The sequence below is a fragment of the Rhizobium sullae genome (assembly GCF_900169785.1).
GTDB classification, from domain to species: Bacteria; Pseudomonadota; Alphaproteobacteria; order Rhizobiales; family Rhizobiaceae; genus Rhizobium; species Rhizobium sullae.
On record NZ_FWER01000021.1, the window covers coordinates 59,189 to 84,352 of the forward strand.

General features: G+C 59.9%; 29 protein-coding genes. 15 read left to right on the plus strand and 14 right to left on the minus strand.

Translation table 11 applies throughout. The annotated features are described in order from the left end of the window. Positions 1-46 precede the first annotated feature (46 nt). From BN1800_RS19775 to BN1800_RS19785, 3 genes are all read left to right on the plus strand, one after another. On the plus strand, positions 47-994 hold the full coding sequence (locus tag BN1800_RS19775) for a cell division protein FtsX (protein ID WP_244564565.1): 948 nt from the start codon (positions 47-49) through the stop codon (positions 992-994). 66 nt (positions 995-1,060) lie between these two features. After that, positions 1,061-1,777 carry a YdcF family protein gene (locus BN1800_RS19780; protein ID WP_027512340.1) on the plus strand — a complete coding sequence of 239 codons (717 nt, stop codon included), beginning with the start codon at positions 1,061-1,063 and terminating at the stop codon, positions 1,775-1,777. Positions 1,778-1,862: 85 nt separating this feature from the next. Further along, positions 1,863-2,660 carry a lysophospholipid acyltransferase family protein gene (locus tag BN1800_RS19785; RefSeq protein ID WP_087000367.1) on the plus strand — a complete coding sequence of 266 codons (798 nt, stop codon included), beginning with the start codon at positions 1,863-1,865 and terminating at the stop codon, positions 2,658-2,660. On the opposite strand, the gene BN1800_RS19790 is transcribed toward BN1800_RS19785, so the two are convergent. Beyond that, entirely contained in the window at positions 2,657-3,187 is a 531-nt protein-coding gene (locus tag BN1800_RS19790; protein ID WP_027512342.1) for a gamma-glutamylcyclotransferase, read from the minus strand. The genes BN1800_RS19785 and BN1800_RS19790 overlap by 4 nt on opposite strands. A gap of 52 nt (positions 3,188-3,239) precedes the next feature. Between BN1800_RS19790 and BN1800_RS19795 the strand changes: the two genes are divergently transcribed. Beyond that, positions 3,240-4,241, plus strand: a complete 1,002-nt coding sequence (locus tag BN1800_RS19795; protein WP_087000369.1) for a DUF2125 domain-containing protein — start codon at positions 3,240-3,242, stop codon at positions 4,239-4,241. Between the two features lie 3 nt (positions 4,242-4,244). On the opposite strand, the gene BN1800_RS19800 is transcribed toward BN1800_RS19795, so the two are convergent. From BN1800_RS19800 to BN1800_RS19810, 3 genes are all read right to left on the minus strand, one after another. Continuing rightward, a complete protein-coding gene (locus tag BN1800_RS19800; protein WP_027512344.1) occupies positions 4,245-5,177 on the minus strand; it encodes a prephenate/arogenate dehydrogenase family protein in 933 nt (310 codons plus the stop codon). Continuing rightward, the gene (gene hisC / locus BN1800_RS19805; protein ID WP_087000371.1) at positions 5,174-6,283 is read right to left on the minus strand and encodes a histidinol-phosphate transaminase; all 1,110 of its coding nucleotides are present in this window, start codon (positions 6,281-6,283) and stop codon (positions 5,174-5,176) included. The genes BN1800_RS19800 and hisC overlap by 4 nt, the downstream gene beginning before the upstream one ends. 87 nt (positions 6,284-6,370) lie before the next feature. Continuing rightward, the gene (locus BN1800_RS19810; protein ID WP_027512346.1) at positions 6,371-7,147 is read right to left on the minus strand and encodes a class I SAM-dependent methyltransferase; all 777 of its coding nucleotides are present in this window, start codon (positions 7,145-7,147) and stop codon (positions 6,371-6,373) included. Between the two features lie 53 nt (positions 7,148-7,200). On the opposite strand from BN1800_RS19810, the gene gloB reads away from it, so the two are divergent. Next, positions 7,201-7,971, plus strand: a complete 771-nt coding sequence (gene gloB / locus BN1800_RS19815) for a hydroxyacylglutathione hydrolase (RefSeq protein WP_027512347.1) — start codon at positions 7,201-7,203, stop codon at positions 7,969-7,971. After that, positions 7,971-8,393, plus strand: a complete 423-nt coding sequence (locus tag BN1800_RS19820; protein ID WP_087000373.1) for a cupin domain-containing protein — start codon at positions 7,971-7,973, stop codon at positions 8,391-8,393. Before gloB ends, BN1800_RS19820 begins: the two co-directional genes overlap by 1 nt. Before the next feature lie 3 nt (positions 8,394-8,396). Here the strand turns inward: BN1800_RS19820 and yddG are convergent, their stop codons facing one another. Together yddG and BN1800_RS19830 are read right to left on the minus strand one after the other, a co-directional pair. Then, positions 8,397-9,290 carry an aromatic amino acid exporter YddG gene (gene yddG, locus BN1800_RS19825; RefSeq protein ID WP_027512349.1) on the minus strand — a complete coding sequence of 298 codons (894 nt, stop codon included), beginning with the start codon at positions 9,288-9,290 and terminating at the stop codon, positions 8,397-8,399. Positions 9,291-9,318: 28 nt separating this feature from the next. Further along, positions 9,319-10,095, minus strand: a complete 777-nt coding sequence (locus BN1800_RS19830; protein WP_027512350.1) for a DUF3108 domain-containing protein — start codon at positions 10,093-10,095, stop codon at positions 9,319-9,321. A gap of 239 nt (positions 10,096-10,334) precedes the next feature. Between BN1800_RS19830 and rpmB the strand changes: the two genes are divergently transcribed. Both rpmB and BN1800_RS19840 read left to right on the plus strand, forming a co-directional pair. Further along, on the plus strand, positions 10,335-10,625 hold the full coding sequence (rpmB, locus tag BN1800_RS19835; protein ID WP_027512351.1) for a 50S ribosomal protein L28: 291 nt from the start codon (positions 10,335-10,337) through the stop codon (positions 10,623-10,625). A 112-nt stretch (positions 10,626-10,737) separates the two neighbouring features. Further along, complete coding sequence (locus tag BN1800_RS19840) at positions 10,738-11,373, plus strand: queuosine precursor transporter (protein ID WP_027512352.1); 636 nt, start codon at positions 10,738-10,740, stop codon at positions 11,371-11,373. 31 nt (positions 11,374-11,404) lie between these two features. Here BN1800_RS19840 and BN1800_RS19845 read toward each other — a convergent pair whose 3' ends face one another. The 4 genes from BN1800_RS19845 to BN1800_RS19860 form a co-directional block, all read right to left on the minus strand. Beyond that, on the minus strand, positions 11,405-12,397 hold the full coding sequence (locus BN1800_RS19845; protein ID WP_087000375.1) for an esterase-like activity of phytase family protein: 993 nt from the start codon (positions 12,395-12,397) through the stop codon (positions 11,405-11,407). Between the two features lie 22 nt (positions 12,398-12,419). After that, positions 12,420-14,321, minus strand: coding sequence for a cobaltochelatase subunit CobT (gene cobT / locus BN1800_RS19850; RefSeq protein WP_087000377.1), 1,902 nt, complete (start codon positions 14,319-14,321; stop codon positions 12,420-12,422). 12 nt (positions 14,322-14,333) lie between these two features. Next, positions 14,334-15,326 (minus strand): cobaltochelatase subunit CobS, encoded by a 993-nt coding sequence (gene cobS, locus BN1800_RS19855; RefSeq protein ID WP_027512355.1) that lies wholly within the window; start codon positions 15,324-15,326, stop codon positions 14,334-14,336. 311 nt (positions 15,327-15,637) lie between these two features. Continuing rightward, positions 15,638-16,252, minus strand: coding sequence for a J domain-containing protein (locus BN1800_RS19860; RefSeq protein ID WP_087000379.1), 615 nt, complete (start codon positions 16,250-16,252; stop codon positions 15,638-15,640). A gap of 104 nt (positions 16,253-16,356) precedes the next feature. On the opposite strand from BN1800_RS19860, the gene BN1800_RS19865 reads away from it, so the two are divergent. Continuing rightward, on the plus strand, positions 16,357-16,641 hold the full coding sequence (locus tag BN1800_RS19865; protein WP_027512357.1) for a BolA family protein: 285 nt from the start codon (positions 16,357-16,359) through the stop codon (positions 16,639-16,641). 56 nt (positions 16,642-16,697) lie between these two features. Beyond that, the gene (locus BN1800_RS19870) at positions 16,698-17,021 is read left to right on the plus strand and encodes a hypothetical protein (RefSeq protein ID WP_087000381.1); all 324 of its coding nucleotides are present in this window, start codon (positions 16,698-16,700) and stop codon (positions 17,019-17,021) included. A gap of 3 nt (positions 17,022-17,024) precedes the next feature. Here BN1800_RS19870 and BN1800_RS19875 read toward each other — a convergent pair whose 3' ends face one another. The 3 genes from BN1800_RS19875 to BN1800_RS19885 are packed head-to-tail and all read right to left on the minus strand — an operon-like array spanning position 17,025 to position 20,049. Then, the gene (locus BN1800_RS19875) at positions 17,025-18,335 is read right to left on the minus strand and encodes an HlyC/CorC family transporter (protein WP_087000383.1); all 1,311 of its coding nucleotides are present in this window, start codon (positions 18,333-18,335) and stop codon (positions 17,025-17,027) included. Further along, entirely contained in the window at positions 18,332-19,462 is a 1,131-nt protein-coding gene (gene aroB / locus BN1800_RS19880) for a 3-dehydroquinate synthase (RefSeq protein ID WP_087000385.1), read from the minus strand. Before aroB ends, BN1800_RS19875 begins: the two co-directional genes overlap by 4 nt. Continuing rightward, complete coding sequence (locus tag BN1800_RS19885) at positions 19,459-20,049, minus strand: shikimate kinase (RefSeq protein ID WP_027512361.1); 591 nt, start codon at positions 20,047-20,049, stop codon at positions 19,459-19,461. The genes aroB and BN1800_RS19885 overlap by 4 nt, the downstream gene beginning before the upstream one ends. A gap of 146 nt (positions 20,050-20,195) precedes the next feature. Here BN1800_RS19885 and BN1800_RS41455 point away from each other — a divergent pair, with 146 nt between their 5' ends. The 5 genes from BN1800_RS41455 to BN1800_RS19910 all read left to right on the plus strand — a co-directional run bounded on the left by BN1800_RS41455 (position 20,196) and on the right by BN1800_RS19910 (position 24,018). Next, complete coding sequence (locus BN1800_RS41455) at positions 20,196-20,372, plus strand: hypothetical protein (protein ID WP_027512362.1); 177 nt, start codon at positions 20,196-20,198, stop codon at positions 20,370-20,372. A 4-nt stretch (positions 20,373-20,376) separates the two neighbouring features. Beyond that, positions 20,377-21,330, plus strand: a complete 954-nt coding sequence (gene xerD, locus BN1800_RS19895; protein ID WP_027512363.1) for a site-specific tyrosine recombinase XerD — start codon at positions 20,377-20,379, stop codon at positions 21,328-21,330. Between the two features lie 63 nt (positions 21,331-21,393). Next, the gene (locus BN1800_RS19900; RefSeq protein ID WP_087000387.1) at positions 21,394-22,350 is read left to right on the plus strand and encodes an acetyl-CoA carboxylase carboxyltransferase subunit alpha; all 957 of its coding nucleotides are present in this window, start codon (positions 21,394-21,396) and stop codon (positions 22,348-22,350) included. A gap of 199 nt (positions 22,351-22,549) precedes the next feature. Next, positions 22,550-23,788 carry a L,D-transpeptidase family protein gene (locus tag BN1800_RS19905; RefSeq protein WP_087000389.1) on the plus strand — a complete coding sequence of 413 codons (1,239 nt, stop codon included), beginning with the start codon at positions 22,550-22,552 and terminating at the stop codon, positions 23,786-23,788. A 5-nt stretch (positions 23,789-23,793) separates the two neighbouring features. Continuing rightward, positions 23,794-24,018 carry a sulfurtransferase TusA family protein gene (locus BN1800_RS19910; RefSeq protein ID WP_087000391.1) on the plus strand — a complete coding sequence of 75 codons (225 nt, stop codon included), beginning with the start codon at positions 23,794-23,796 and terminating at the stop codon, positions 24,016-24,018. Positions 24,019-24,020: 2 nt separating this feature from the next. Here the strand turns inward: BN1800_RS19910 and BN1800_RS19915 are convergent, their stop codons facing one another. Next, complete coding sequence (locus tag BN1800_RS19915; protein WP_087000393.1) at positions 24,021-25,157, minus strand: CobW family GTP-binding protein; 1,137 nt, start codon at positions 25,155-25,157, stop codon at positions 24,021-24,023. Between the last annotated feature and the right edge of the window lie 7 nt (positions 25,158-25,164).

Genomic DNA, 25,164 nt, shown 5'->3' on the forward strand with positions numbered 1-25,164 from the left:
AAACCGCGCGCAAGGCGCACCCCTTACCGAGCAGAAGCGGGCGGAGATGCGCGTGCGGCCAACCGCGTCGATCCTGCCGCCCTCGAACATTCAGGGCAACGCACTGACGGTGGTCATCGCCATCATGGCCTTCCTCGCCTGCCTGACGCTTGGCGGTGTCAGCATGGTGCGTTCGACGGCGGCGAGCTGGGAGAGCCAGATCTCCCGTGAGATCACCATCCAGATCAGGCCGGAGGACGGCCTCGACATGGAAAAGGCGCTGACGCAGGCGCGCGATATCGCCATGACCTTCGTCGGCACCAAGAGCGGCCAGATCGTTGATGAGGCTGCAACGGCGCGCCTTTTGGAGCCGTGGCTCGGCAGCGGCCTTGATATCAAGGAACTCCCTGTCCCCCGCCTCGTGATTATTACCATCGACGAGGCGAACCCGCCCGATTTTGACGCAATGCGCTCGCTGTTAAAGGAGAGCATTCCCCAAGCCTCGCTCGACGATCACCGCACATGGGTCGATCGTCTCGTTTCAATGGCGCATACGACGGTCATGCTCGGGACCGGCGTGCTGCTGCTCGTCTTCACAGCCATGGTGCTGACCGTCGTCTTTGCGACACGCGGCGCGCTTTCCGGCAACCGCCATATCGTCGAGGTCCTGCATTTCGTGGGCGCCGAAAGCTCCTTTGTCGCAACCGAATTCCAGAAGCATTTCCTCAAGATCAGCCTCAAGGGATCGGCAATCGGCAGCGCGCTGGCGGCTCTCTTCTTCCTTGCGGCAGGCTTCCTGCAAAGCCGTACGATCGCGACCCCGCAGACCGACCAGGCGACGGCTCTCTTCGGCACCTTCTCGGTCGGAGCCCTCGGTTACCTCGGCATCTTCGCGACAATGATCGTCATCGCGTTGCTGACGACGCTTACAGCACGGCTGACCGTCATGCGCACAATCTATGAAATCGATACGCTGCGTTCCGATCCGACGCGAACCGATGGTATCGCGAATTGAACGGCCCAGTCCTTTTTGCCACGAAAGTGTCTGTTCCCTGCCTTAATCTGCATATATTTACGACTCATGACCATGGGCCACACTAGACGCAATCCGATTCGTCCCGAGCCGGCGCTTGCAAGCTACGGTGTCGGCGCCCCGCGTCGCGGCCCTCTACGCCGGATGTTGCGGTGGGGCGGATTTGCCTTCGTGCTGACGACTGCGCTGCTTTTCGTTGGTTTCCTACGGTTCGCCGATTCCATCACGACCTTGAAACCTCCAGCCGAGCCGAAGGCCGATGCCATCGTCGTTTTGACAGGTGGCTATCAGCGCATCGATCAGGCCGTCGAACTGCTGGAAAAGGGCGCAGGCAAGCGGCTGCTCATATCGGGCGTCCATCCGTCGACAACCCGAGCACAGATTCGAAAGACCACATCGGCCCCGGCCGATTTGTTCAATTGCTGCGTCGACATCGGCTATGACGCAATCGACACGATCGGCAACGCGCAGGAGGCCGCGAACTGGATCCATGCCAAAGGCTACAAGAGCGTTCTGGTCGTTACAAACAATTACCACATGCCACGCAGTCTCGCGGAACTTGCCTACGTTGATGCCGATACGCAGTTCATCCCCTACCCAGTCGTCAACTCGGATCTGAAGACACGGGCCTGGTTCACTGATCCGAATGCACTTCGCGTCATGCTGGCCGAATATGGCAAAGTGCTTTTGGCAGGCGCACGCAATATCACCGGCTTCGGGCGCCATCCGGGCCTTCGCTCAGCAAGCATCACGGGCCAGAGCTGATTTTCATCAGGCGCTTTTTATGGCAGCCATTATCGTGTAGGCAGGGCGAACCGCGGTCACGCGGATAATGGCTTTGGAAAACTTCATGATCGCCCTGCGTTCCGTCCTCTTCAACACGATCTTCTACGCCAACCTCATCATCCGGATGATCGTGCTGTCGCCCTATTACTTCATCGTGCCCCGCAAGACCGCCTATGCGATCCCCAAGAACTGGGCGCTTTCGAACCATTGGCTGATGGAAAAGATCGTCGGGACGACCTTCGAAATCGAAGGCATCGAGAACCTGCCGGAAGGAAGCTACATCCTCGCCCCAAAGCACCAGTCCTTCTGGGACACCTATGCACTGTTGCCCTGGCTGAACGACCCGGTTTACATCCTCAAGCGCGAATTGATGTGGATCCCGCTTTTCGGCTGGTACGCGAAAAAGCAACGCATGATCCCGGTCGACCGCGGTGCGCGCGGCAAGGTGATGGTCGAGGTGTTGAAGCGCACCAAGAAAGAGCTTGCTACAGGCCGTCAGCTGATCATCTATCCGGAAGGGACGCGCCGGCCTCCGGGCGCAGAACCGCTCTACAAGTACGGAATTGCCCGCATGTATCGGGATCTTGGCATTCCGGTTGTGCCGGTCGCCATGCATCCCGGTCTTTTCTGGCCGCGCCGCAGCGCCGTGCGCCGTCCCGGCCATTTCAAGGTTCGCATCCTGCCCGCCATCCCGCCGGGCCTCGATCCGGATGCGTTCTTTCAGCACCTGATCGATGTGACCGAGGAGGCGAGCGACGAGCTTTTGATCGATACCGCCGTGCGCAATCCGCACCTGCCGCTGCCGCCGACCGCCACCGCGAGACTGGCGCAATTACGCAAGGCAAAGGCCGCCTCCGCCTAAGCGGCCCGCAGCCGCTCGACCTCGTTGGCGACCCGTTCCAGCCAATGATCGCGAATCCCCATCTCTTGCAGATGCGAGAGCGTATTGAAAACGTAGGCGTCGTTCGAGCCTGACTGACCCTTTGCCTCGTGTACAATGTGGGCAGCTGCAGAGGCATCGAGTGCGCCGGCATATTGGGCGTGATCGCGATCAACGATGTAGGCAACTGCCTTGACGCTGCTCCGACCGGAAAGCGATAGCGGCACATGGCGCTCCCGATAGACGTTGGTGACGAGCTCGCGGGCACGCAGATAGTCCATTACCTCGTCCCGCTTCTCCAAGGCCACGCGAAACGCCATGCCGCGGCAAGAGCCGCCGCGATCGAGACCGAGCACGAGACCCGGATTTTGCTGCGTGCCGCGGTGAACCCAGGAATGGACGCATAAGGAGCGCCGGTAACCGTAAACAAGGGCCTGGGACCGCTCAAGAAACTCGAAGCCCGGATTCCACATCAGCGATCCGTAGCCAAAGACCCAAAATTCGTCCATATCGCACGCCAGACCGAAATTCCCATTCGCGATTCACCATTGGAGAACCATCATGGCAGCGTCAAGCCAATCCGGCAGCGGCAGAAAATTCTGGTTGCTCGGCTTGGGCATCGTTCTGGTCATCGCGATCTATACCGGCGGTTGGTTCTACGCGGCCTCGCAGCTCAAGGAGACTGTGCTGAAGGCGATTACGCCGCGCAGCACGGCGGGCGTCAGCGGCGAATGCGCCGGTATCGACTTTCGCGGCTACCCGTTCCGCATCGGCCTCTATTGCTCGAAAGTAAGTGTGGACGACAACACGAACGGCGTTTCGGCTTCCTTTGGCGAACTTCGCTCCGCAGCGCAGGTTTACGCGCCGGGCCATATCGTTTGGGAGCTCGATGCGCCGGCCGAAATCCGTACGGCAAACGGCCTTTCGATCTCGGCTGAATGGGCCAATCTGCAATCCAGTCTGGTGACGAGGCTGAGGGGCATCGACCGGACTTCAATGGTCATCGAAGGCCTGAAGGCGACCGCTGTCTCCTCCTATACTGGGCAGACGGTCAATATCGATGCGGGACGCACGGAAGTCCACCTGCGCCAGAATGCAGGCGATCTCGATGGTGCCGTCTCCCTCCAGGATGCAAATGCCATCATCAAGGACTGGCCACAGGTCTTCCCAAAATTCGCAGCGAGCGCCGATATAACCCTTGCAGGCAAGGGTGGAATGATCGACGGCAGCGACCCGCAGGGGCTTTATGGGGCCAGCGGAGAGCTGCGCAAGGCCGTGGCGGATATCGGTGACGGCAAGGTGATGACGCTTACCGGGCCCTTCTCCTTCGATGCGCAAGGCTTCCTGTCCGGCAAATTCAAGCTCGAAATCGAGCAGCTCGGCCCTTGGCGCGACAGCCTGAAACAGGCCTTCCCGGAAATCTCCGAAACCGTCGACACCGCCGCCAAGCTTCTGAAGGCGCTCGCGGTCGGCGGGGACAAGGTTTCGGTCGATCTCCTCGTTCAGCACGGCAATGCCACCGTAAGCGGCTTCATCCCACTCGGCACGATCCCGCCGATCTGAGGCTCAGTTTGCCTTCGTATCCTGCACGTGGGGGCGGCCAAAGTCCGGCGCGTCCACGTCCTGTCCCGCCTGAACGATCGAGCGACGGATTGCGCGGGTGCGGCTGAAAAGTTCGAAAAGCTTGTCGCCCTCGCCCCAGCGGATGGCGCGCTGCAGATAGGCGAGGTCTTCCGAAAAGCGCGCCAACATTTCAAGGATCGCATCCTTGTTGTGCAGGCAGACGTCACGCCACATCGTCGGATCGGACGCAGCAAGGCGCGTAAAGTCACGAAAGCCGGAGGCGGAATATTTGATGACTTCCGATTCCGTCACGGCTTCCAGATCGTCCGCCGTGCCGACAATATTGTAAGCGATGATGTGCGGTAGGTGCGAGACGATGGCGAGCACCTTGTCGTGGTGCTCGGCGTCCATCTCATCGACCTTTGAGCCAAGGCTTTCCCAGAACTTGCGGAGCTTTTTTAGTGCGCTGTCATCCGTGCCCGTAATTGGCGTAAAGATGCACCAACGGCCTTCAAATAGGCCGGGGAAACCCGCATCGGGTCCGGATTTCTCCGTACCGGCCAGCGGATGACCGGGGATGAAGTGCACATGCGGCGGCATATGCGGCTGCATCTGCGCGATGACCGACGCCTTGGTGGATCCGACGTCGGTGACGATCGCGCCAGGCTTTAGGGTCCCTGCGATTTCCCTCGCAATGCTTTCCGAGGCGCCAACCGGCACGGACACGATAACGAGATCGGCATCCCTGGCAGCCTCGGCCGACGAACTCGTATAATGGCTGCCGAGCTGAAGTTCCTCGGCGCGCTTGAGCGTTTGAGCACTGCGCGTGGCAACGACGACTTCATTGGCAAGCCCGAGCCGCTTGATGTCATGGGCGATCGAGGAGCCGATCAGCCCGATGCCGATCAGCGCGATGCGATCAAACTGCGCTGTCATGTCGGGCGTCCCATGAATTCACCGAGCGCTTCGATAACGCCATGATTGGCTTCTTCCGGACCGATGCTCATGCGAAGTGAATTGGGGAAGCCGTAGCTGCGAACCGCCCGCAGGATGTAGCCGCGGCTTGTCAGGAACTCGTCGGCATCGGTAGCACGCTTGCCATCGGCATCCGGAAAATGAATGAGAACGAAATTCGCCACCGACGGCGTGACCTTGAGACCGATCGTTTCGAGCGCTCCGGTGACCTTCTCGATCCACATCTGATTGAAGGAAGCGGCCTGCTGCATGAAGGCCTGATCGCGGATCGCTGCGGCACCGGCCGCGATCGCCGGCGCATTCATATTGAAAGGGCCACGCACGCGGTTCAGCGCATCGATGATCTCGGCAGGCGCATACATCCAGCCGACGCGGAGCGCGGCAAGCCCATAGACCTTCGAGAAGGTCCGGGTCATGACGACGTTCGCGTTCGAGGAGACGACCTCGATACCGGATTCATAGTCGTTGCGCCGGACATACTCGGCGTAGGCCGCATCGAGCACCAGGACGACATGCTTCGGCAGGCCGGCCTGCAGGCGACGAACTTCGCTGACTGGGATATAGGTGCCGGTCGGATTGCCGGGATTGGCGATGAAGACGATCTTCGTCTTGTCGCTTACCGCCGCCAGGATCGCATCGACATCGACGGTATGGTCCTTCTCCTTCACCACGACAGGCGTCGCGCCCGCGCCCATGATCTGAATCTTGTAAACGAGGAAGCCGTGCTCGGTGATGATGCCTTCGTCACCGGGGCTGAGATAAACGTGGCAGAGCAAGCCGAGCAGTTCGTCCGAGCCGTTGCCGCACATGATGTTAGCCGGATTCAAGCCGTGAATCGCAGCGATCGCCTCGCGCAGTTCGATCGCCTGGCCGTCCGGATAGCGCTCGAGATGGCCCGCGGCCTCACGGAAGGCCTCGATCGCCTTCGGGCTCGCACCAAGCGGCGTTTCGTTGGAGGAGAGCTTGTAGACGCGGGCAACGCCTGGTGCATGTTCCTTGCCCGGTACATAGGCTGCAATGTCCAGAATACCGGGACGCGGAACAGGCTTGCTCATCTCAACACTCATGGGATCGACCTTGAAAAAACGCCGGAAATTCCGGCCGGAAATTGCCCTGTGGCAATAAAGCGGAACGCGGCCTTTGTCGAGTGAGACTTAGTAGCTGCGCGTCGTCGGGACGCCATGCGGCGCAAGAACCGGGACGAAGACGCGGCGCGACGCCCGTGCGGCAACCGGCAGTCCCTGATAGAGCCGCTTCTGCGCCTCGACGATGATGACGCCGGAAAAGGCCGGCCAGAGCGTGCGGCCGATGCGTTCGAAGCCGCGGCGAAGGCTGAGAACCGTGCGAAGCTTCGATGGCGGGAAGAAGAGCGCCTCGGCCGTAGCGCCGGGCGTGAAATTCGTCTCGCGTAGCAGATGCGTGAGCTGACCCCGCGAATAGGGGCGCCCGGAGCCGAAAGGCGTATGCTCCATGCGCGCCCAGACACCGCGCCGGTTCGGCACGACGATGACGAGCCGTCCGCCGGGCGCAAGCACGCGCCAGAGCTCTTTCAAGGTTTCCCGCGGGCTTTCGGCGAATTCCAGCGAATGAACCATCAGCACACGATCGATGGACGAATCGGGAAGCGGCAATTCTTCATCGAAGATCAGAGCGGTCGATGACAAGGATCCCACCGGCCAGTTCACGGCGCCCTGCCCGGCGGGCATGAAGGCGAAGGTGCGCTCAGTATCGGCACCGAACCGGTCGAGGAATGGAACGGCATAGCCGATGCCGACGAGCCGCTCCTGCGGCAGCCGCACCCAAAGCGACGACAGCGCCATAGCGATAGAGTGCTCGGCAAGGCGCCCGAGCTCGGAATGATAGAACTGGCGCAGATCGACAATATCCGTGTGCATCGCAATAAATGTTATCAGCGGGCGATTGGACTTCAAGGCCGGAGCCTCTACATTCCGGACAAGTTTGTGGGAAAGAGGCCGTTTGGACAATGAAAGCCTTGGAATTAGAAGTTTTTCTCTGCCGATCCGATAATTTTGGCGTTCTCGTGCATGATCCGGAGTCCGGGCTGACCGCGTCGATCGACGCACCGGAAGAGGCAGCCGTAGCATCGGCTGCAAAGCGGCGCGGATGGAAGATTTCGCACATCTTCACCACGCATCACCACACTGATCATGTCGAAGGCAATCTGGCGCTGAAAGAGCAGTTCGGCTGTGAAATCATCGGTCCGGTCAACGAAGCTATTGCAATTCCCGGCCTCGACAAATCGATGGCCGATGGCGACAGCTTCCTCTTCGGTGACCACACGGTCAACGTCATCGAAACGCCGGGTCATACCGCGGGCCATATCTGTTACCACTTCGCCGACGACAAACTGCTCTTTGCCGCCGATACGCTCTTTGCGCTCGGCTGTGGCCGTCTCTTCGAGCGTCCGGCCGCGGATATGTGGCATTCACTTCAGAAGCTGGCCGTTCTGCCGGACGAAACGGCAATCTATTTCGGCCATGAATATACGCTTTCGAACGCCCGTTTCGCCTTGACGATCGATCCGGCCAACGAGCGGCTGAAGACGCGTGCAGCAGAGATCGAAGCTTTGCGCGCTGAAGGCAGGTTCACCATCCCGACGACGCTGGCCTTGGAAAAGGAAACTAATCCTTTCCTTCGTGCCGCGGATCCCGCGATCCGCCGCAATCTCCTGATGGAAAGCAAGACGAATGAGGAAGTCTTTGCGGAGATCCGCAGGCGCAAGGACAATTTCTGATGGTTCCCGACGAGATTATCGCGGCGTTGTCGATGCAGCCGCATCCGGAAGGCGGCTGGTACGTACAAACGTTTCGCGACGACAACGGTGGAGATCGCGGACATTCGACGGCGATTTATTACCTGCTGAGGGCAGGGCAGCGTTCGCATTGGCATCGCGTTCACGATGCGGCGGAGGTCTGGCATTACTACGCCGGTGCGCCGCTGGCGCTCCACCGGTCCGAAAACGGCGCGAAAAGCGAAACCTTGCGGCTGGGCACAGACTTGGCAAACGGCGAGCGCCCGCAGGCGGTCATTCCGGCAAACTGGTGGCAATCAGCAGAAACGCTCGGCGAATACACGCTTGCTGGCTGCACAGTGGCGCCCGGGTTCGAATTCTCGAAATTTGAAATGGCACCGCCAAATTGGAGACCGGGCGGCTGAGACCTATTCAGCCGCTGCAGTCTGTTCCCCGACGCTTTTGCGGCGAAACATTTCCTGAGCCGCAAGCACCGCACCGCCGGTGACCAGCAGGCAGGCAAGCGCGATACGCCAGCTTGGCTCGGCAAAACCGAATATCGTCAGGATAAGCGTCGAAAGCAGCGGCGCCGCATAGCTTGCCGCGCCGAGGATCTGGATGTCGCCGTTCTTGACGCCGTAATCCCAGGCATAGAAGGCTGCACCGACCGGGAAGAGCCCAAGACCGGCGACGGCGATCCATTCGAGGGCCGTTTCCGGCCAGACGGTCATTTCCAGGCCGAGATGGCAGAGAAACGACAAAATGGAGGTCGCGAGGCAGAAGCCGGTGACGACATCGGTCGAAACCGCGTCGAAGCGCCGCGTCAGCAGCGAGTAACCGGACCAAGTGAAGGCGCAAAGAAACGCCGCGCCATAACCGGCGGCATATGCACCGTCGAAATCGATGCCGTTGCGGCTCACGATCAGGAATGTGCCGCAGAGCCCTGCAAGCGCCCCTGCCACATGATACCAGCGCAGCCGTTCGCCCGGCAGCAGCGCCGAGCCGACAACGATGAGCAACGGCCAGAGATAGGCAATCAGCCCCGCCTCGACCGCGGGCGCATTCCGGAGCGCCGTGAAATAGAGGAAGTGATAGCCGAAAAGACCCGCGATGCCGATGATCCAGACCTTGGCTGGCTGCTTCAGGAGCGCCACGCGCGACGGATTGAGGATCAGCACGATGAAGCCCGGGATGCTGCCGATCGCAAAACAGATCGCCGAAAGTTGGAACGGCGGCATCTTACCGGACGCTGCGGTGAAGAGCGCCAGAAACGACCACATCAAAATGGCCGTGAACCCGATCAATGTCGCCCGAAGCTTCACCTGTCCCCCTTCACGGAGACCAACTCCGTCAGCTTGCGCGATATTTCACCGCGGTAATCGTCACCGTTCCGTATTGCGTCGGAATGCGGACATAGACCGGAGCATATACATTCGCGGCATCCGCCTTTGCAAACCAGATTTCCATATTGCCGCTTCTGCTCAGGTAGTCGATATCCTTGCGGCCCTTCCTGTAGCCAGACCTCGGCACGAAACGCACACCGCAGACCGTCGCCTTGCCTGAGAATCCATCCGTCTTGAAGTCCTCGGAACCCTTTGGCGAAAGCACGAGGTCCATGCGCATCTCGCCATCATAGATCGGTAAGCGCTGCGAGCAGAGCTTCGTATCCGCCGGGAAGATCAATCCGGAGATAGGATCAAGGACAGAGCGCATATCGCCCGGCTTGACATCGACCCAGTTACGTGGCTGGCGCCGTTCCGGTTTCACCGTCGTTGAGACGATATTGCCGTTTCTATAGCGGACTTCATAGGTGCGTACGCGTTTGCCGCTCTTGTAGTAGAGGTAGTAGCGCTGCGCCTGGAGCCGGTCGTTGCGCAGGACACCGGTGACGCTGGTCTTCGCAGCAATGTTCGTCACAAGATCGGCAAGGCCCGCCGAGCTGATATTGCCTGAAACCTGGTAGCGCTGATCATTCCCGATTTGGGTCACGAAGGCGGCGCGTGCAATCGGCAGAATCCCGAGGGCAACCTTGTACTCCGTGCGATGACGGATTTCGGCCGCGCTGGCTGGAATGGACACCAGCGCTGCAATTAACGATAGGAAAATCCGCTTGCCCAAATGAGCCATGAAGAGAGCCTTTTTCACGGGCAGACAATGCCCTGCACAAACGGTCTATACTCCTGCCGCTATCCAAGCAAACACGAGCTTTTTGACGGAATTGCGGGAAAGGCCAAGGTTTGGCTTGACGCGGGCGGCCGGCCTGACTATAGAACCGCAACTTTCCAATTATGGCCTGTTGGATTGCAGACCCGCGTTTGTCGGGGCATCGCAATTCGATGGTCTAGAAAAACAAGAATAGGTGTTCAATGTCCCGCGTGTGCGAATTGACCGGCAAGGCCGTCCTGACTGGTAACAATGTCAGCCATGCCAACAACAAGACCAAGCGTCGGTTCCTGCCGAATCTGTGCCAGGTTACGCTGATCTCCGACGCTCTCGGCCAGCGCTACCGTCTGCGTGTTTCGGCTGCTGCCCTGCGCTCCGTCGAGCATCGCGGTGGCCTCGATGCCTTCCTGGTCAAGGCAAGCGAAAACGAACTGTCGATGCGCGCTCGTCTGCTGCGCCGTCAGATCGTCAAGAAGACCGCCGAAGCCGCATAAGCTTCGACATCTTCTTCGATACGGCTTCAAAGGCTTGCACGGCGAATACCGGACAAGCCTTTTGCTTTGCCGGCCCAATAATTCAACTGGTGGCATCACCCAGGATAAAAAAATGCTGAAGACCCGCTATACCCTCCTCTATATCGCCCTGATGACGCTCGTCGTCGTGGCTTCCAACTTCCTCGTCCAGTTCCCGTTGACTGCCGAAATCGCAGGCATCAACCTTGCCGACATCCTGACCTGGGGCGCATTCACTTATCCGGTCGCCTTCCTGATCACCGACCTCACGAATCGCCAGTTCGGCCCTCAGGCAGCGCGAAAGGTCGTGTTCGCCGGCTTCGTCGTCGGCATCGGGCTTTCCTTCTTCACGTCAGTGCCGCGCATCGCGATCGCCTCTGGTTCCGCTTACCTCGCCGGCCAGCTGCTCGATATCGCCGTCTTCAATCGTCTTCGCCGCCAGACCTGGTGGCGTGCGCCGCTCGTCGGTTCGCTCATCGGCTCGGCGCTCGATACGGCGATCTTCTTCTCCTTCGCCTTTGCCGCCTTCTTCGTCTTCCTCGGCCCGAACGATCCGTTTGCGCTGGAACCGGCCCCGGTCCTTGGTGCGTTTGCCGCTCAGGCGCCGCGGTGGATTTCCTGGGCGATCAGCGATTTCTCGGTGAAGATGCTCATGGGTCTCGTCATGCTGCTTCCCTACGGCGCACTCATGAACGTGCTGCGGCCGATGCAGCCGGTCCGGGCAAGCTGATGGCCAGAAGGCCCGCCTTCGAGCGGGCCTTCTATTCAGTGAGACGAAATTCCAGCATGAGGTTTCGCTCCAGAATGGAGTGGTTGTCATCGGAAACAATGATCACATGCGTGCTGCCGTCCGGCGCCTGAAAGGCATCCAAGCCTTCCATATTGTCGATCTGGTAACCGAAATCGGCCGTCAATAAAATTTTGCCATCGACGACGGCGTCCGGCCTGATCTCTGCCGCGGCGATACGGCGGATGCGCATGCCGATGCCATTGGCGATGTTGAAACGCCGCTCCAGAAGCAGAAGATCGCCGTCCGGCAGAAAGGCACCGTCCGTCGGGTCGAAATCGCCGTTGTGCGTCACCGCGAAGCGTCCCTTGAGCGGACCGTCGAGGATCGCGCCGTGGACATTTCCCCCCCGATCCCGGCTCTCTTCCGAGATAATGACGGTCGCTCCCTTCAGAGCGCTTTCGGGCGGAGCCGCCGCCAGCGTCTCAAAGCCGCGGCCGCCTCGGAGTGATCTCATCGGCACGAGAAGCGGAATGGAGGCAACCGATGACGAGGTCTCGAACCCAGGATCGGGGTAGACCTCGACCCGATGGTCTTGTTCGAAGGAGACTAGGACCTGGTCACCCTTAAGGGCAAGACCCTCGGCGTCCATGTGCCCTTTGCCCTCGAAAGTCCGCCCGCTTCCGTTTCGCATGGGCGCGATTCCAACGCCGGACACACCGGAAAGCTTGTCCTGCTGGTCACGTTCAATGCTGCCGGTCAGCCAGTGGCCGGTATCCAGCACACCGACGAAATGCTTCCCATCCGGTCTGAAACGGATCGACGACCACGAGCCGAAGAGCGGGTTGCCAGACACCATCTCCAGCCCACCAAGGAATTCCAGCGGCCCGAACTTGGTCTCGCTGGAGCCGATCTTGAAGGTCGAAATGACGCGGCTGCTGACATCCACGCTCTCGCCCGCAACCGCGATCGAAGCATCCCCCACGAGACAAAGAGCAAGCAAAGCGGCGCGGGACAAACGGATCATCAAGCGCCGTTTCCTTTCGGCATCAGCTTGCACGTCGCAGGCGGCCGCCGCGCGGCTGCGCTGCCTGATCTTCGAAGAGTGAGGCAAGCTGCTCGGTCATAGCACCTGCAAGCTCATCCGCGTCCACGATGGTCACGGCACGGCGATAATAGCGCGTCACGTCGTGGCCGATGCCGATCGCAAGCAGTTCGACCGGCGAACGGGTCTCGATCTGTTCGATCACAGCGCGCAGGTGACGCTCGAGGTAGTTGCCGGGATTGACCGACAGAGTCGAATCATCGACCGGCGCGCCATCCGAAATCATCATCAGGATGCGGCGCTGCTCGCGGCGCGCGAGAAGCCGGTTATGCGCCCAAATCAGCGCTTCGCCGTCGATGTTTTCCTTGAGCAGCCCTTCGCGCATCATCAGGCCGAGATTGGTGCGCGCGCGGCGCCACGGCGCGTCGGCAGACTTGTATATGATGTGACGCAGGTCGTTGAGGCGGCCGGGCGTCTGCGGCTTGCCGCCGGCAAGCCAGCTCTCGCGCGCCTGCCCGCCCTTCCAGGCCTTGGTCGTGAAGCCAAGGATCTCGACCTTGACGCCGCAACGCTCCAGCGTGCGGGCCAGAATATCGGCGCAGGTGGCTGCAACGGTGATCGGGCGTCCGCGCATCGAGCCCGAATTGTCGATCAGCAGCGTCACGACCGTATCGCGGAACTGTGTATCCCGCTCCATCTTGAAGGACAGCGGCTGCATCGGATCAATGATGATGCGCTGCAGGCGGGCCGTATCGAGATAGCCCTCTTCCAAGTCGAAGTCCCAGGAGCGGCTCTGCTGCGCCATCAGCCGGCGCTGCAGTCGATTGGCGAGCCGGCCGACAGCGCCCTGCAGGTGCGCGAGTTGCTTGTCGAGGAAGGCGCGCAGGCGCTCCAGTTCGGCAGCGTCGCAAAGCTCCTCGGCAGTGATGATCTCGTCGAACTCTTCGGTAAAGACGTGATAATCGACCTTCTCGTTGAAATCGGCAAAAGGCGTGTTCGGACGACGGGTTTCGCCCGGCGTTTCCGAATCGTCCTCGCCCTCTTCCATCATGTCGTCGTCGGAGATCTCGGCGCCCTCGGTCTCGCCGTCTTCCATCTGCTCGTCGGCGACCTCGCTGTCCTCAACAGGAGCAGCGTCCGTGCCGGCGTCGTCATCCACTTCGTCTTGATCGGACTCGTCGCCATTCGGCTGGTCTTGCTGATCCTGCTCGTCGTCCTGGTCGGGTTCGCTGTCGTCACCGCCGTATTCTTCCGCCATTTCCATGGCGGAGAGCATGTGGCGGATCGCCTTCGAGAAAGCCTGCTGGTCATTGATGACGCTTGCGAGGTCATCGAGTTCGGAGCCCGCCTTCTCCTCTATAAAGGGCCGCCAGAGATCGAGAACCTTTCCCGCAGAGGCCGGCGGCTTCTGGCCGGTCAGTTTCTCGCGCACCATCATGGCGACAGCTTCGCTGACCGGCGCATCCTCCTGCCGCTCGATGCCGGTGAAATTCGCTTTCGCGTATTTCTCCTCGGCCATGGAACGCAGGTTCGCGGCCACACCCTCCATGCGCAGCGTGCCGATCGATTCGACGCGCGCCTGTTCGACGGCATCGAAAATCGCCCGCGCATCCGGACCCTGCGGCGCCATCGCCGCATGGACCTTCTCATCGTGGCAGGCAAGCCGAAGAGCCATGGAATCGCCGAGCCCGCGGGTCACCGCCAGCTCATGTGCCGTCGGCCGCTTGGAAAGTTCCGGCAGGCGAATACGCTCAGCCGTCATGCCAGGGCGTTCGTTGGCGAACGTCACCTCGACCTCGCCGTCGCCCGCAATCGCCCGGACGCAACCGGTTATCGCACGCCGCAACGGCTCGACGTCGACCGGGCCGTTCGGCTTTGCTTTCGAATTGTCACCACGAGACACCATGATCGACCGGCCTTAGGCCTCCAGCACGATGTTGGCTGCGCTTTCCTTGAGCTCGATACCGAAGGCGCGCTGATAGTGCTCGGCGACCAGCGGACGCTCCAGTTCGTCGCACTTGTTGAGGAAGGTGACGCGGAAGGCGAAGGCGAGATCGCCGAAGATATCAGCGTTTTCGGCCCAGGTGATGACCGTGCGCGGACTCATGACGGTCGAGAGATCGCCATTCATGAACGAAGCGCGCGTCAGATCGGCAACTCGGACCATCTTGGAGACGATGTCTCGGCCGTTCTTGTCTTTCCCGAAGCTCTTCACCTTGGCGGCGACGATATTCACTTCATGTTCGTGCGGCAGGTAATTCAGCGTCGTCACGATCGACCAGCGGTCCATCTGCGCCTGGTTGATCTGCTGCGTGCCGTGATAGAGGCCGGTCGTATCGCCAAGGCCGATGGTGTTGGCCGTCGCGAACAGCCGGAAGGCCGGATGCGGACGGATGACGCGGCTCTGGTCGAGCAGCGTCAGGCGACCGGAGGATTCCAGCACGCGCTGAATGACGAACATGACGTCCGGACGGCCGGCGTCATATTCATCGAAGACGAGCGCGACATTGTGCTGATAGGCCCAGGGCAGGATGCCGTCCTTGAATTCCGTGACCTGAAGGCCGTCCCTGACGACAATCGCATCCTTGCCGACGAGATCGATACGGCTGACATGGCTGTCGAGGTTGATGCGCACGCACGGCCAGTTGAGACGGGCAGCGACCTGCTCGATATGCGAGGATTTGCCAGTGCCGTGATAGCCGGAGATCATGACGCGCCGATTATGCGCAAAGCCCGCAAGAATGGCGAGCGTCGTCTCGCGATCGAAGAGATAGTCGTTATCGAGATCCGGAACGTAGGCATCGCCCTTGCTGTAAGCCGGTACGCGGATATCGGAATCAATCCCGAAGACCTCCCTGACCGAAACGGTAGTGTCTGGAAGCTCGGAAATATCAAGGTCAATCTTGCTCATCATGTCTCCAAGGCGGGTGCTTCCACCCGACCATACTATCTCAGGCCATTTCGCAACCATGACGCCGCAGCTTTATTCCGCGCCGGTTCAAGGTGGGAGCGTCGGCGATACTTCTCCGGGACTGAAGCGAAACCTCGGCGGGATAATGACCGCGTGCGAGCATTCTGGAACAAAGTCCCGGACAAGAAACGCCGCGTCCGGAAGGTTGGCAAAGGCGGCGATGGCAAAACGCACAAATCCATGCCGCGTTTGCCTGCGGCCTCAGCCGATTTGGACCATACCCGATTGAAAGCGGAGAGCAAGGACAGGAATTAACAAAAACCGTTCTGCTTCAACAATTGATAGGCCTGGATGACGGCGCGGAAGCGCTCTTCGGAACCGCGGTCGCCGCCGTTGGCATCGGGATGATGCTTCTTGACCAGTTCCTTGTAGCGGGTCTTGATCTCGGCAGAGGTGGCACTTGCCGGCAGCCCCATCGTATCGAAGGCCTTAGCCTCCAGACTCTTCAGCTTGCGTTGTTCCGGAAAGCGCGGACCGCTGCCCTTGGCGCCGCTGACGAAACCGAAGGGATCGCGCACGCGGCTATAGGCGCCGGAACGGATATCGGAATGCAGCGGGCTGTCCTTCGCCGCCTTGTTGACGCCGACGGTCCAGGTCGGGCGGTGGCCGGTAACCGCTTCCTTCTGATAGCGCGCGATTTCGCCGTCCGAAAGGCCGGAAAAATAATTGTAGCCCTTGTTGTATTCTTTGACGTGCTCGAAGCAGAAAAGAAAGAACTGACCTTCGGCATTGCGTCCGACGGGAGCGCGATGCACGCCTTTTTTGTCGCAGCCGTCCCACTGGCAGACTGGAGGAGCCTGCTCGGTTTCCTGCTCGCGCTTGCGGCGGGTACGGATGCGGTCGAAATATTTGGAATCGAGTCTCATGACGGCGCTAATTATGGGCCTGCGAAGAGGCGACAACAAGAATTGACAAACACGATTGTTGCTGGCTTGGTGGGAACCCCCTTTTTGCGAAGCAACCGGACGAAATCGTGACCCTTCTGACCCGCATCGAAGAAAAACTGACCGAAGCTTTTGCGCCTGAGCGCCTGAGCGTCATCAACGAAAGCCACCTGCATGCCGGCCATCAACCAGGTTTCACTGGTACCGGTGAAACGCACATTCGCGTGCGCATCGTCTCGGCCAAGTTTGCAGGAATGACGAGGCTCGCCCGCCACCGCGCCGTCACCGAACTGCTGAAGCCGGAACTCGATGCCGGGCTGCATGCGCTCGCGGTAGAGCTCGCCGCACCCGGCGAAGCAACTAGCTGGTAGCGGAACACGTCCCTCATATAGGCGTTTGTCTTCCTTTCACCAAGGAGGAAGCAGGGATGACGAAGCCGACGATCGCCCGCATCTGGCGCGGATGCACGCCAAGAGCCAAGGCTGATGAATACGAAGCCTATAACTACGAAACGGGCGTCAAGCCGCTGATTGAGAAAGCACTCGGCGTCCAGACATTTCGCGAAGACCGGGAAACGGAAAGCGAGTTTGTGACGATCTCCTATTGGGAGAATATCGAGGCGATGAGCACCTTTGCCGGCGCCGATCCCACGAAGATCCATCACCTTGAGCGCGACAGCGAATTTCTGATCGAGCTGCCGAAAGAAGTGCAAATCCTGCGCCTGCTTACCAGCCGGGGAGCGACCGGATAGCATTTAGAGCGGCTTGATCTCGTTCTCCGCGGCGGGCCGGATGCGCAGTCTGGTGATGCGGTTCTTCTCGCGTTTCATGACGATGAAACGCTTGCCGTAAAAAGTGAAGGCCTGCCGCTCTTCCGGGATCGTCATCGATTCATGGATGACGAGGCCGGCGATCGTCGTCGCCTCATCGTCGGGCAACTGCCAATCGAGCGCGCGGTTCAGGTCCCGGATCGGCACGCTCCCGTCGACAATGATCGAGCCGTCCGATTCCTGGCGAACGCCCTGCATGTCGATATCGTGCTCATCGGAAATATCGCCGACGATTTCCTCGAGGATGTCCTCGAGCGTCACGATGCCCTGCACTTCGCCGTACTCGTCGACAACCACGGCGAAATGCTGCTTGCGGCGCAGGAAGGCATTGAGCTGGTCTTCGAGATTGGTGCTGTCCGGCACGAACCATGGCTTCTGCGAGATCTTGACGATGTCGAGATTTTCCGCCTCCACATTCGGCTCGGCGAGGGCGCGCAGCAGGTCTTTTGCATGGACAACGCCGATGATGTTGTCGATCGAACCGCGCCAGAGCGGCATGCGCGTATAAGGACTCTCTAGGATCGTGCGAACCACTGCTTCCGGCGCATCGTCGGCATTGATCGCCCGCATCGCCGTACGGTGGACCATGATGTCGGAGAGTTCGAGCTGGCTGAGATCAAGTATCCCGCCAAAGCGGTCCCGGTCAGCCTTCACCACTGCACCCTCGCGATGCAGGAAATCGACGGCGCCGCGCAGTTCCTCATGGGCTGTTAGCATCGACGTTTCGCGTGAAAAGTTAATGCCGAAGAACGCCAGAATCCAGCGGACAAGCGCATTGACGAAAGACGAGACCGGGCCCACGACCGAAACGAAGAGCTTTACCGGCAGGGCGACGCCCAGCGAAAAACGGTCCGGCGACGAAATCGCCCAGCTCTTCGGCAGTACTTCCGCGAAGATGACGAGGATTACCGTCATCGCAAGGGTTGCGAGCCCTACACCCGGACGCCCAAAGAGACCGAGGAATATGCTGGTCGCCAGAGACGAAGACAGAATGTTTGCGAGATTGTTGCCGATCAGCAGCGCGCCGATCAACCGGTCGCGTCGCTCGATCAGCTGGCGCACGAGGCCGGCCCGTTTGTCGCCATTGACCTCCAGCGTATGCATGCGGCTGCGCGAAGCCGCCGTCAGTGCCGTTTCCGAGCCGGAGAAGAAAGCGGACAGGAGCACGAGGGCCACGATGGAAACAATTTCCGGCCAGTAAACCGAAAGAAATGCCAGCGTGCCTTCAAGCGTCATTTCGGCTGCTTTTCCTTGAGAAAACTCAACACTTCGGAAGCCGGGACGTCATCGGCGATGAAGGACTGGCCAATGCCGTGCGTCAGGATGAAGGTGAACTTGCCGTTCTTCACCTTCTTGTCCTGCGCCATCGCGTCGAGCAGCTTTTCAGCCGGCGGAAGGGAGCCCGGAATATCGGACATGCGCGTTGGCAGGCCGACCTCTTTCAGATGCTTTTCGACACGCCTCGCATCATCTGGGCTCGCAAGGTTCATGCGCGCCGAAAACTCATGCGCGAGAACCATGCCGATCGAAACGCCCTCGCCGTGCACCAGGCGGGTGCTGTCATAGGCCGTGGCCGCCTCCAGAGCGTGCCCAAAAGTATGGCCGAGATTGAGAAGCGCGCGCGGACCGTTCTCGCGCTCGTCGGCGACCACGACATCTGATTTCGCCTGACAGCTTGTGGCAATCGCGTCGATACGCGCAGAGCCGCCGGCAAAGACGGCGTTCCAGTTTGTTTCAAGCCAAGCGAAAAAATCCGGTTTGTCGATGAGACCGTATTTCGCGACTTCGGCGTAGCCGGCGCGGAATTCGCGCTCGCTGAGCGAGTTTAAGACATCCGTATCGGCAAGAACCAGATCCGGCTGGTGGAAGACGCCGACAAGGTTCTTGCCGTGTCGGCTGTTGATGCCCGTCTTGCCGCCGACGGAGGAATCTACCTGCGAAAGCAGGGATGTCGGCACCTGCACGAAGCGCACACCGCGACGCACGATGCCAGCGGCAAAGCCAGCGAGATCGCCGATGACGCCGCCGCCAAGCGCAATCACATAGTCGTTCCGCTCGACGCGCGCCTCCAGCACCTTATCGCAGACGGTCATCAGATGCTCGAAGCTTTTCGTCTTCTCGCCGGCGGGCAGCACAAGCTGCGCGGATACGATGCCCGAGCATTCGAGACTTCTAACCAGAGCTTCGAGATAGAGCGGCGCGACGTGCTCATCCGTGACGATCGCAGCTTTGCGGCCTTTCAGCCTCGATGCGATTTCCGCTCCGGCGCGTTCGATCAGCCGCGGCCCGATCAGTATGTCGTAGGCACGCTCGCCGAGCGGTACATGAACCTTTCGTTCGGAGGAAGAGGTGATCGCATTCATGAAACGGCACTTTCGGTTTGGGCTTCGATCATGGCTTTCAGGACTTCGTCGGCCATGATTTCCTTGCGCACATCGCGCGACAGCACGGTGATGTCGGCTTCGGCATAAATCGGGTACCGCGCGTTCATCAGGTTTTTGAGCGTTTGCTTCGGATTTTCGGTCTTCAGGAGGGGGCGCGTATCGCGCTTGTTGACCCGCTCCCACAGCACATCGAGATCGGCCTTCAGCCATACGGAGAGGCCGCTCTTCTTGATGTGCTTGCGCGTCTGCTCATTGACAAAAGCGCCGCCGCCAGTGGAAATCACGCGCGGACCACTCTTCAGCAGCCGCTTCATCACGCGCGTTTCCAGCGCCCGGAACTCCTCTTCGCCGTAAGCTGCGAAAAGCTCCGAGATCGTCATCCGCGAGACGCGCTCGATCTCCACGTCGCTGTCGATGAAGGGAACGCCTAGCTGATGGGCGACGATACGGCCGACGGAGGATTTGCCAGCCCCCATGAGGCCAACCAGGATCAGATTGCGGGACCCGAGCGCGGCACGAGCTCTGTCTTTCAGGCTGTCTCCCACTTTCAGAACTGGGTCACTCATCGGTCCATTCACACTTTGTTTGCAAACGGTATCGACAAATGCGGGTGTAGCGTCAAGTCGCGGACCAGGGAAACATCGTCCAAAAGCCGCTTCTTGCACGCAAACCCGCTTCTTCATAAAAGAGGCAGAGCTCATGGAGTTAAGAAATGCCGACCCTCTTCCGTCTACTGGCTGTCCTGGCGATCATCGCCGGGGCGATCTATGGCGGCATGGTGGCGCTTGTGACATTCGTGGAGCCGCAGCCTCGCGACGTGACGATCCGAGTCCCGTCGGAACGCATCAACCCGCCGGCAACCGGCACGATCAAACCGGCGAAGAAATGATCCGATGAGGGATTTGAGCCGCGCCCACGTGGAAGCCTTTCTCGAGATGATGAGTGCGGAGCGAGGTGCAGCCGTAAACACGCTGCAATCCTATGAACGTGATCTCGATGATCTCCATGCATTCCTGAACGGCAAAAGCGTGCGGCTGACCGAAGCAGCCTCCGGCGATCTCGCTGCCTACCTCTCCTCGCTCTCGAAACGCGGCTTCAAGTCTTCGTCCCAAGCCCGCCGGCTGGCAGCCATGCGGCAATTCTACAAGTTCCTGTATGCCGAGGGCCTGCGGGTCGACGACCCGACAGGTGTTCTCGATGCTCCCAAGAAGGGGCGAGCTCTGCCAAAAACAATGGGTGTCGACGAGGTGACGCAGCTGTTGACCCGTGCAGAAACCGAGGCCGACGACCCCGCGGATGGCCAATTACAGCGCCGGCGGATGCTGGCGCTGCTGGAACTGCTTTATGCGACAGGAATGCGCGTCAGCGAACTCGTTTCGCTGCCGGCACGCGTCCTCGATCAGGAGGGCCGTTTTCTGATCATTCGCGGCAAGGGCAACAAGGAGCGGCTCGTACCGCTGTCTCAATCGGCCATCGCGGCACTCAAGGCCTATGGCCGGTTGCTTGCGGAAGTGACCGCAAAGGCGAAGGATCCGGTTGATAGTCCATGGCTTTTTCCGGCAGCCTCCAAGGAAGGTTATCTGCCCCGTCAGGTCTTCGCGCGTGACTTGAAAAACCTTGCAATCCGTGCCGGATTGACGCCGTCTCTGATCTCGCCGCACGTCATGCGCCACGCCTTTGCCAGCCATCTGCTTGCCAACGGCGCCGACCTTCGTGTGGTTCAGGAACTCCTCGGACATTCCGACATTTCCACGACACAGATCTACACGCATGTCCTTGAAGAAAGGCTGCAGCAACTGGTTCAGACGCATCACCCCCTTGCCAAACAGGCGAAAAAGCACGAATAGGACCGGCGACATGGGGCAAAGCCAGCAAGAATGCCCCGGGCACAAGGAACGGAAACGCACCTCATGCACAACTATCTCGACTTCGAAAAGCCGATCTCCGACCTCGAAGGCAAGATCATCGAACTGAAGAAGCTCGCTTCCGAAGACGAGAGCATCGATACGTCCGATGAGGTCGGCAGGCTGGAAATTCGCGTGCGCGAAGCGATGGTCGATATCTATTCCAAGCTCAATGCCTGGCAGAAAACGCAGGTTGCGCGCCATCCGCAGCGCCCGCACTTCGTCGATTATGCAAAGACGCTCTTCCAGGAATTCACGCCGCTCGCCGGCGACCGCAAGTTCTCCGAGGACGCGGCGATCCAGGCAGGCCTTGCACGCTTTCGCGGCCAGCCGATTGCCGTCATCGGCCAGGAGAAAGGCAGCGACACCAAGAGCCGCCTGAAGCACAATTTCGGCAGTGCCCGCCCGGAAGGTTACCGCAAGGCGATCCGCATTCTCGAAATGGCAGATCGTTTCAGCCTTCCCGTGATCACGCTTGTCGATACCGCAGGCGCCTATCCGGGCGTGGGCGCCGAAGAGCGCGGCCAGGCGGAAGCAATCGCCCGCTCAACTGAAATGTGCCTTGGCGTGAAAGTGCCGATTATCTCCGTCATCATTGGCGAAGGCGGCTCCGGCGGAGCAATCGCGATCGCCACCGGCAACAAGGTCTATATGCTCGAGCATTCGATCTACAGCGTGATTTCGCCGGAAGGTGCAGCGTCTATTCTCTGGCGCGATTCCACCCGCGCCAGGGAAGCAGCAACCAACATGAAGATAACGGCTGAAGACCTGAAGTCGCTTGGCATCATCGACGGCATCATTCCCGAACCGCTTGGTGGCGCTCATCGCGATCCGGATAGCGTCATCGCCGCCACCGGCGATGTCATCGCCAGCGCCCTTGCCGAACTTTCGCCGCGTTCCGGCGAGCAATTGCGCAGCGATCGCAGGCAGAAATTCCTCGCCATGGGCCGGAACCTCGCATAACTCCCACAACATACGTGACCGGATTGCGGCCAAACCTTGGCCACAATAATGTTATCTGTAACAGTCGCGCTTGCGGGATATCCTTGGGCAAGTCATAGGCTGGTAAGGAATTGTGAAGTATAAGCCGCCTATGATTCTGGGAACACCCGAACTCCATGGACGCGGATCGGGTCATATCGATTTAATGGGCTTGTTGGGAATGCGCATTCGTCATTTTGCCTATGTTTCGCTGATGGCGCTGGCTCTTGCCGGCTGCAACGACGCTTTGGACGTCACCCATACTGATCTGTCGAAGGTCAAGAACAAGGTCGAGCAGCCTTTGCCGGCGCGCATCCTCGCGGATATGAGGGCGAAAGGCATGGACCGCAATTCCCCGATCATGATCCGTATCTTCAAGGAAGAGGGTGCTCTCGAAGTTTGGAAGGCAAAGACGGACAACCGCTTCGACAAGATCGCGGATTACAAGATCTGCGCGTGGTCCGGCCGGCTCGGCCCGAAGGTCAAGACTGGCGACCGGCAGGCGCCTGAAGGTTTCTACAACCTGACACGGGCCAACCTGAACCCGAACTCCAAATATTATCTGGCGATCAACACCGGCTTTCCGAACCGCTACGACGCCGTCAACGGCCGAACAGGCTCCGACCTGATGATCCACGGCGCATGCTCGTCTTCCGGCTGCTATTCGATGACCGACGAGCAGGTTCTGGAGATCTATGCTTTCGCGCGCGATGCCTTCAAGGGCGGGCAGACAACGGTTCAGTTGCAGGCTTTTCCCTTCCGCATGACGGCAGAAAATATGTTCAAGCATCGCCTGAACCAGAACTATGACTTCTGGAAGATGCTGAAGGTCGGCTACGACAATTTCGAGATCACCAAGCGTCCGCCGGACGTGAATGTCTGCGAGAAGAAATATGTCTTCAACCAGCAGCTAGCTGACGGCAGCGGCGCTTTCAATCCGGCGGGCCAGTGCCCCGCGATGTCCACGCCTCCGGCACTGGCGTCGGCCCTTGCCTCCTATAACAAGATATACGCGGGCGACTTCGCCAGGGCTGAAAAGAAGTTCGAGGGTATGGCTTGGTACGACCCGACCGAAGCCGAGCGGAAGGCCGTCGTCGCCAAGCAGCGCAAGGGCCGCGAACTCGCTTATGCCCCGACCGGCACCTCGCTGGAAGCGGGACGCATGGTCAAGGTGGCCGAACTCGAAGAAATGACGTCGAAGCCGGCTGCGCCCGTGGCAAATGCCACGGCTACCGCCTCCGCAACGCCGGCACCGACAGCTGCACCCGCTGAGAACAACGCGACGGCAGTTGCAGCGGCCGTGCCCGCCAATGTTCCCGTTCCCACGCAGAATCCTCTGGCCTTCGCACCGGAACCTCCTCCGCAGGAAACGGCCGAAGCCGCCAAGAAGCCGTTCTGGAAATTCTGGGCCAGGAACTGAGCGGCTTGGACGCCGTTTCCTATGACTTGCGCGGCCTGAAATGCCCCCTGCCCGTGCTGAAAACCCGCCGTAAGCTTTCGTCCATGGCAAGCGGCGCGTTGATCCGTGTCGAAACGACCGACCCGTTGGCGGGAATCGACATTCCCCATTTCTGTAAGAAAGAAGGCCACGAACTGCTGGAAACGGTGAAGACCGAAACCGGCCACCGTTTCCTGATCCGCAAGGGATAATCTCAAATCTTCATGCCGGGAATGGCGAGCGGATTATCGTTGAGTGCTGTGCGATCCGGGGTGTCGATGCGCGGTTTTCCGAGGAAAGCATCGAAGAGAGTCTTCACGAAATCCTCCGGCAGATCCTTGGTAATCAGCACCATGCGTGTGCGTCGGTCGGCCGGATCCGGCCAGGCCGGAAGACGCATCGGCGGGTGAAAGATATTCTGCACGCCATGCAGGACCAAGGGTCTCTCCGGCCGGTCTGAGACCGCAATGATCGCCTTCATGCGCAACAGCTTTTCGCCATGCGCGGAGCGCAACAGGTCGATGAACATTTCCAGCGCCATCGGCTCGATCGGCTTGTCTTCGACGATCGAGAACGATCGGATCGAGGTGTCGTGACGGTTCACATCATGCGGATCCTGGTGGTCATGATCATGGTGGGCGTGTTGGTGGTGGTCATGATGGTGAGGCGCGTCATCCTCATCCTCATCGCGAAGCCATCGGCTGACATCGGCAATCTTCGCCGCCGGATCGTACAGGCCGTTTACGAGAATCTCCACGCTGCCGGCTTGCGCGCTATCTGCATCCAAGAGCGCCGCCCGTGGATTAAGCTGGCGCAGCCGCGTTTTCAGAGCGGACAACAGCTCAGCGATCGCCATCGACCTTTTCGATACGATCAAACGATCAGCGACTGCGGCTTGCTTGCGTGCCTCCTCGTGATTGTCGAGCGTCTGCAGCCCATTGACCGCATCGATGACTGTCACGACACCGTCGAGTTCGAAATTGGTGGCGATGACCGGGTTGCCCATGATCGCCTGCATGACCGGCGCCGGATCAGCGAGGCCGGTGGTTTCGATCACGACACGCTTCACGGGCTTGACCCGGCCAGTCTGCACCGCATCCATTAGATTTGCCAGCGTATCGACGAGTTCACCGCGCACCGTGCAGCAAAGGCAGCCGTCCGAAAGCTCGATGATCGCATCGCCCGAGCTTTCGACGAGCAGATGGTCGATGCCGACATCGCCGAATTCGTTGATGATGACGGCAGCATCCTTCATCGCCGGATCCTTCAGGACCCGGTTCAAGAGGGTCGACTTACCGGCGCCAAGAAAGCCGGTCAGGATAGTGACCGGGATTTTGTCATGAATCCTCATCTGGCTT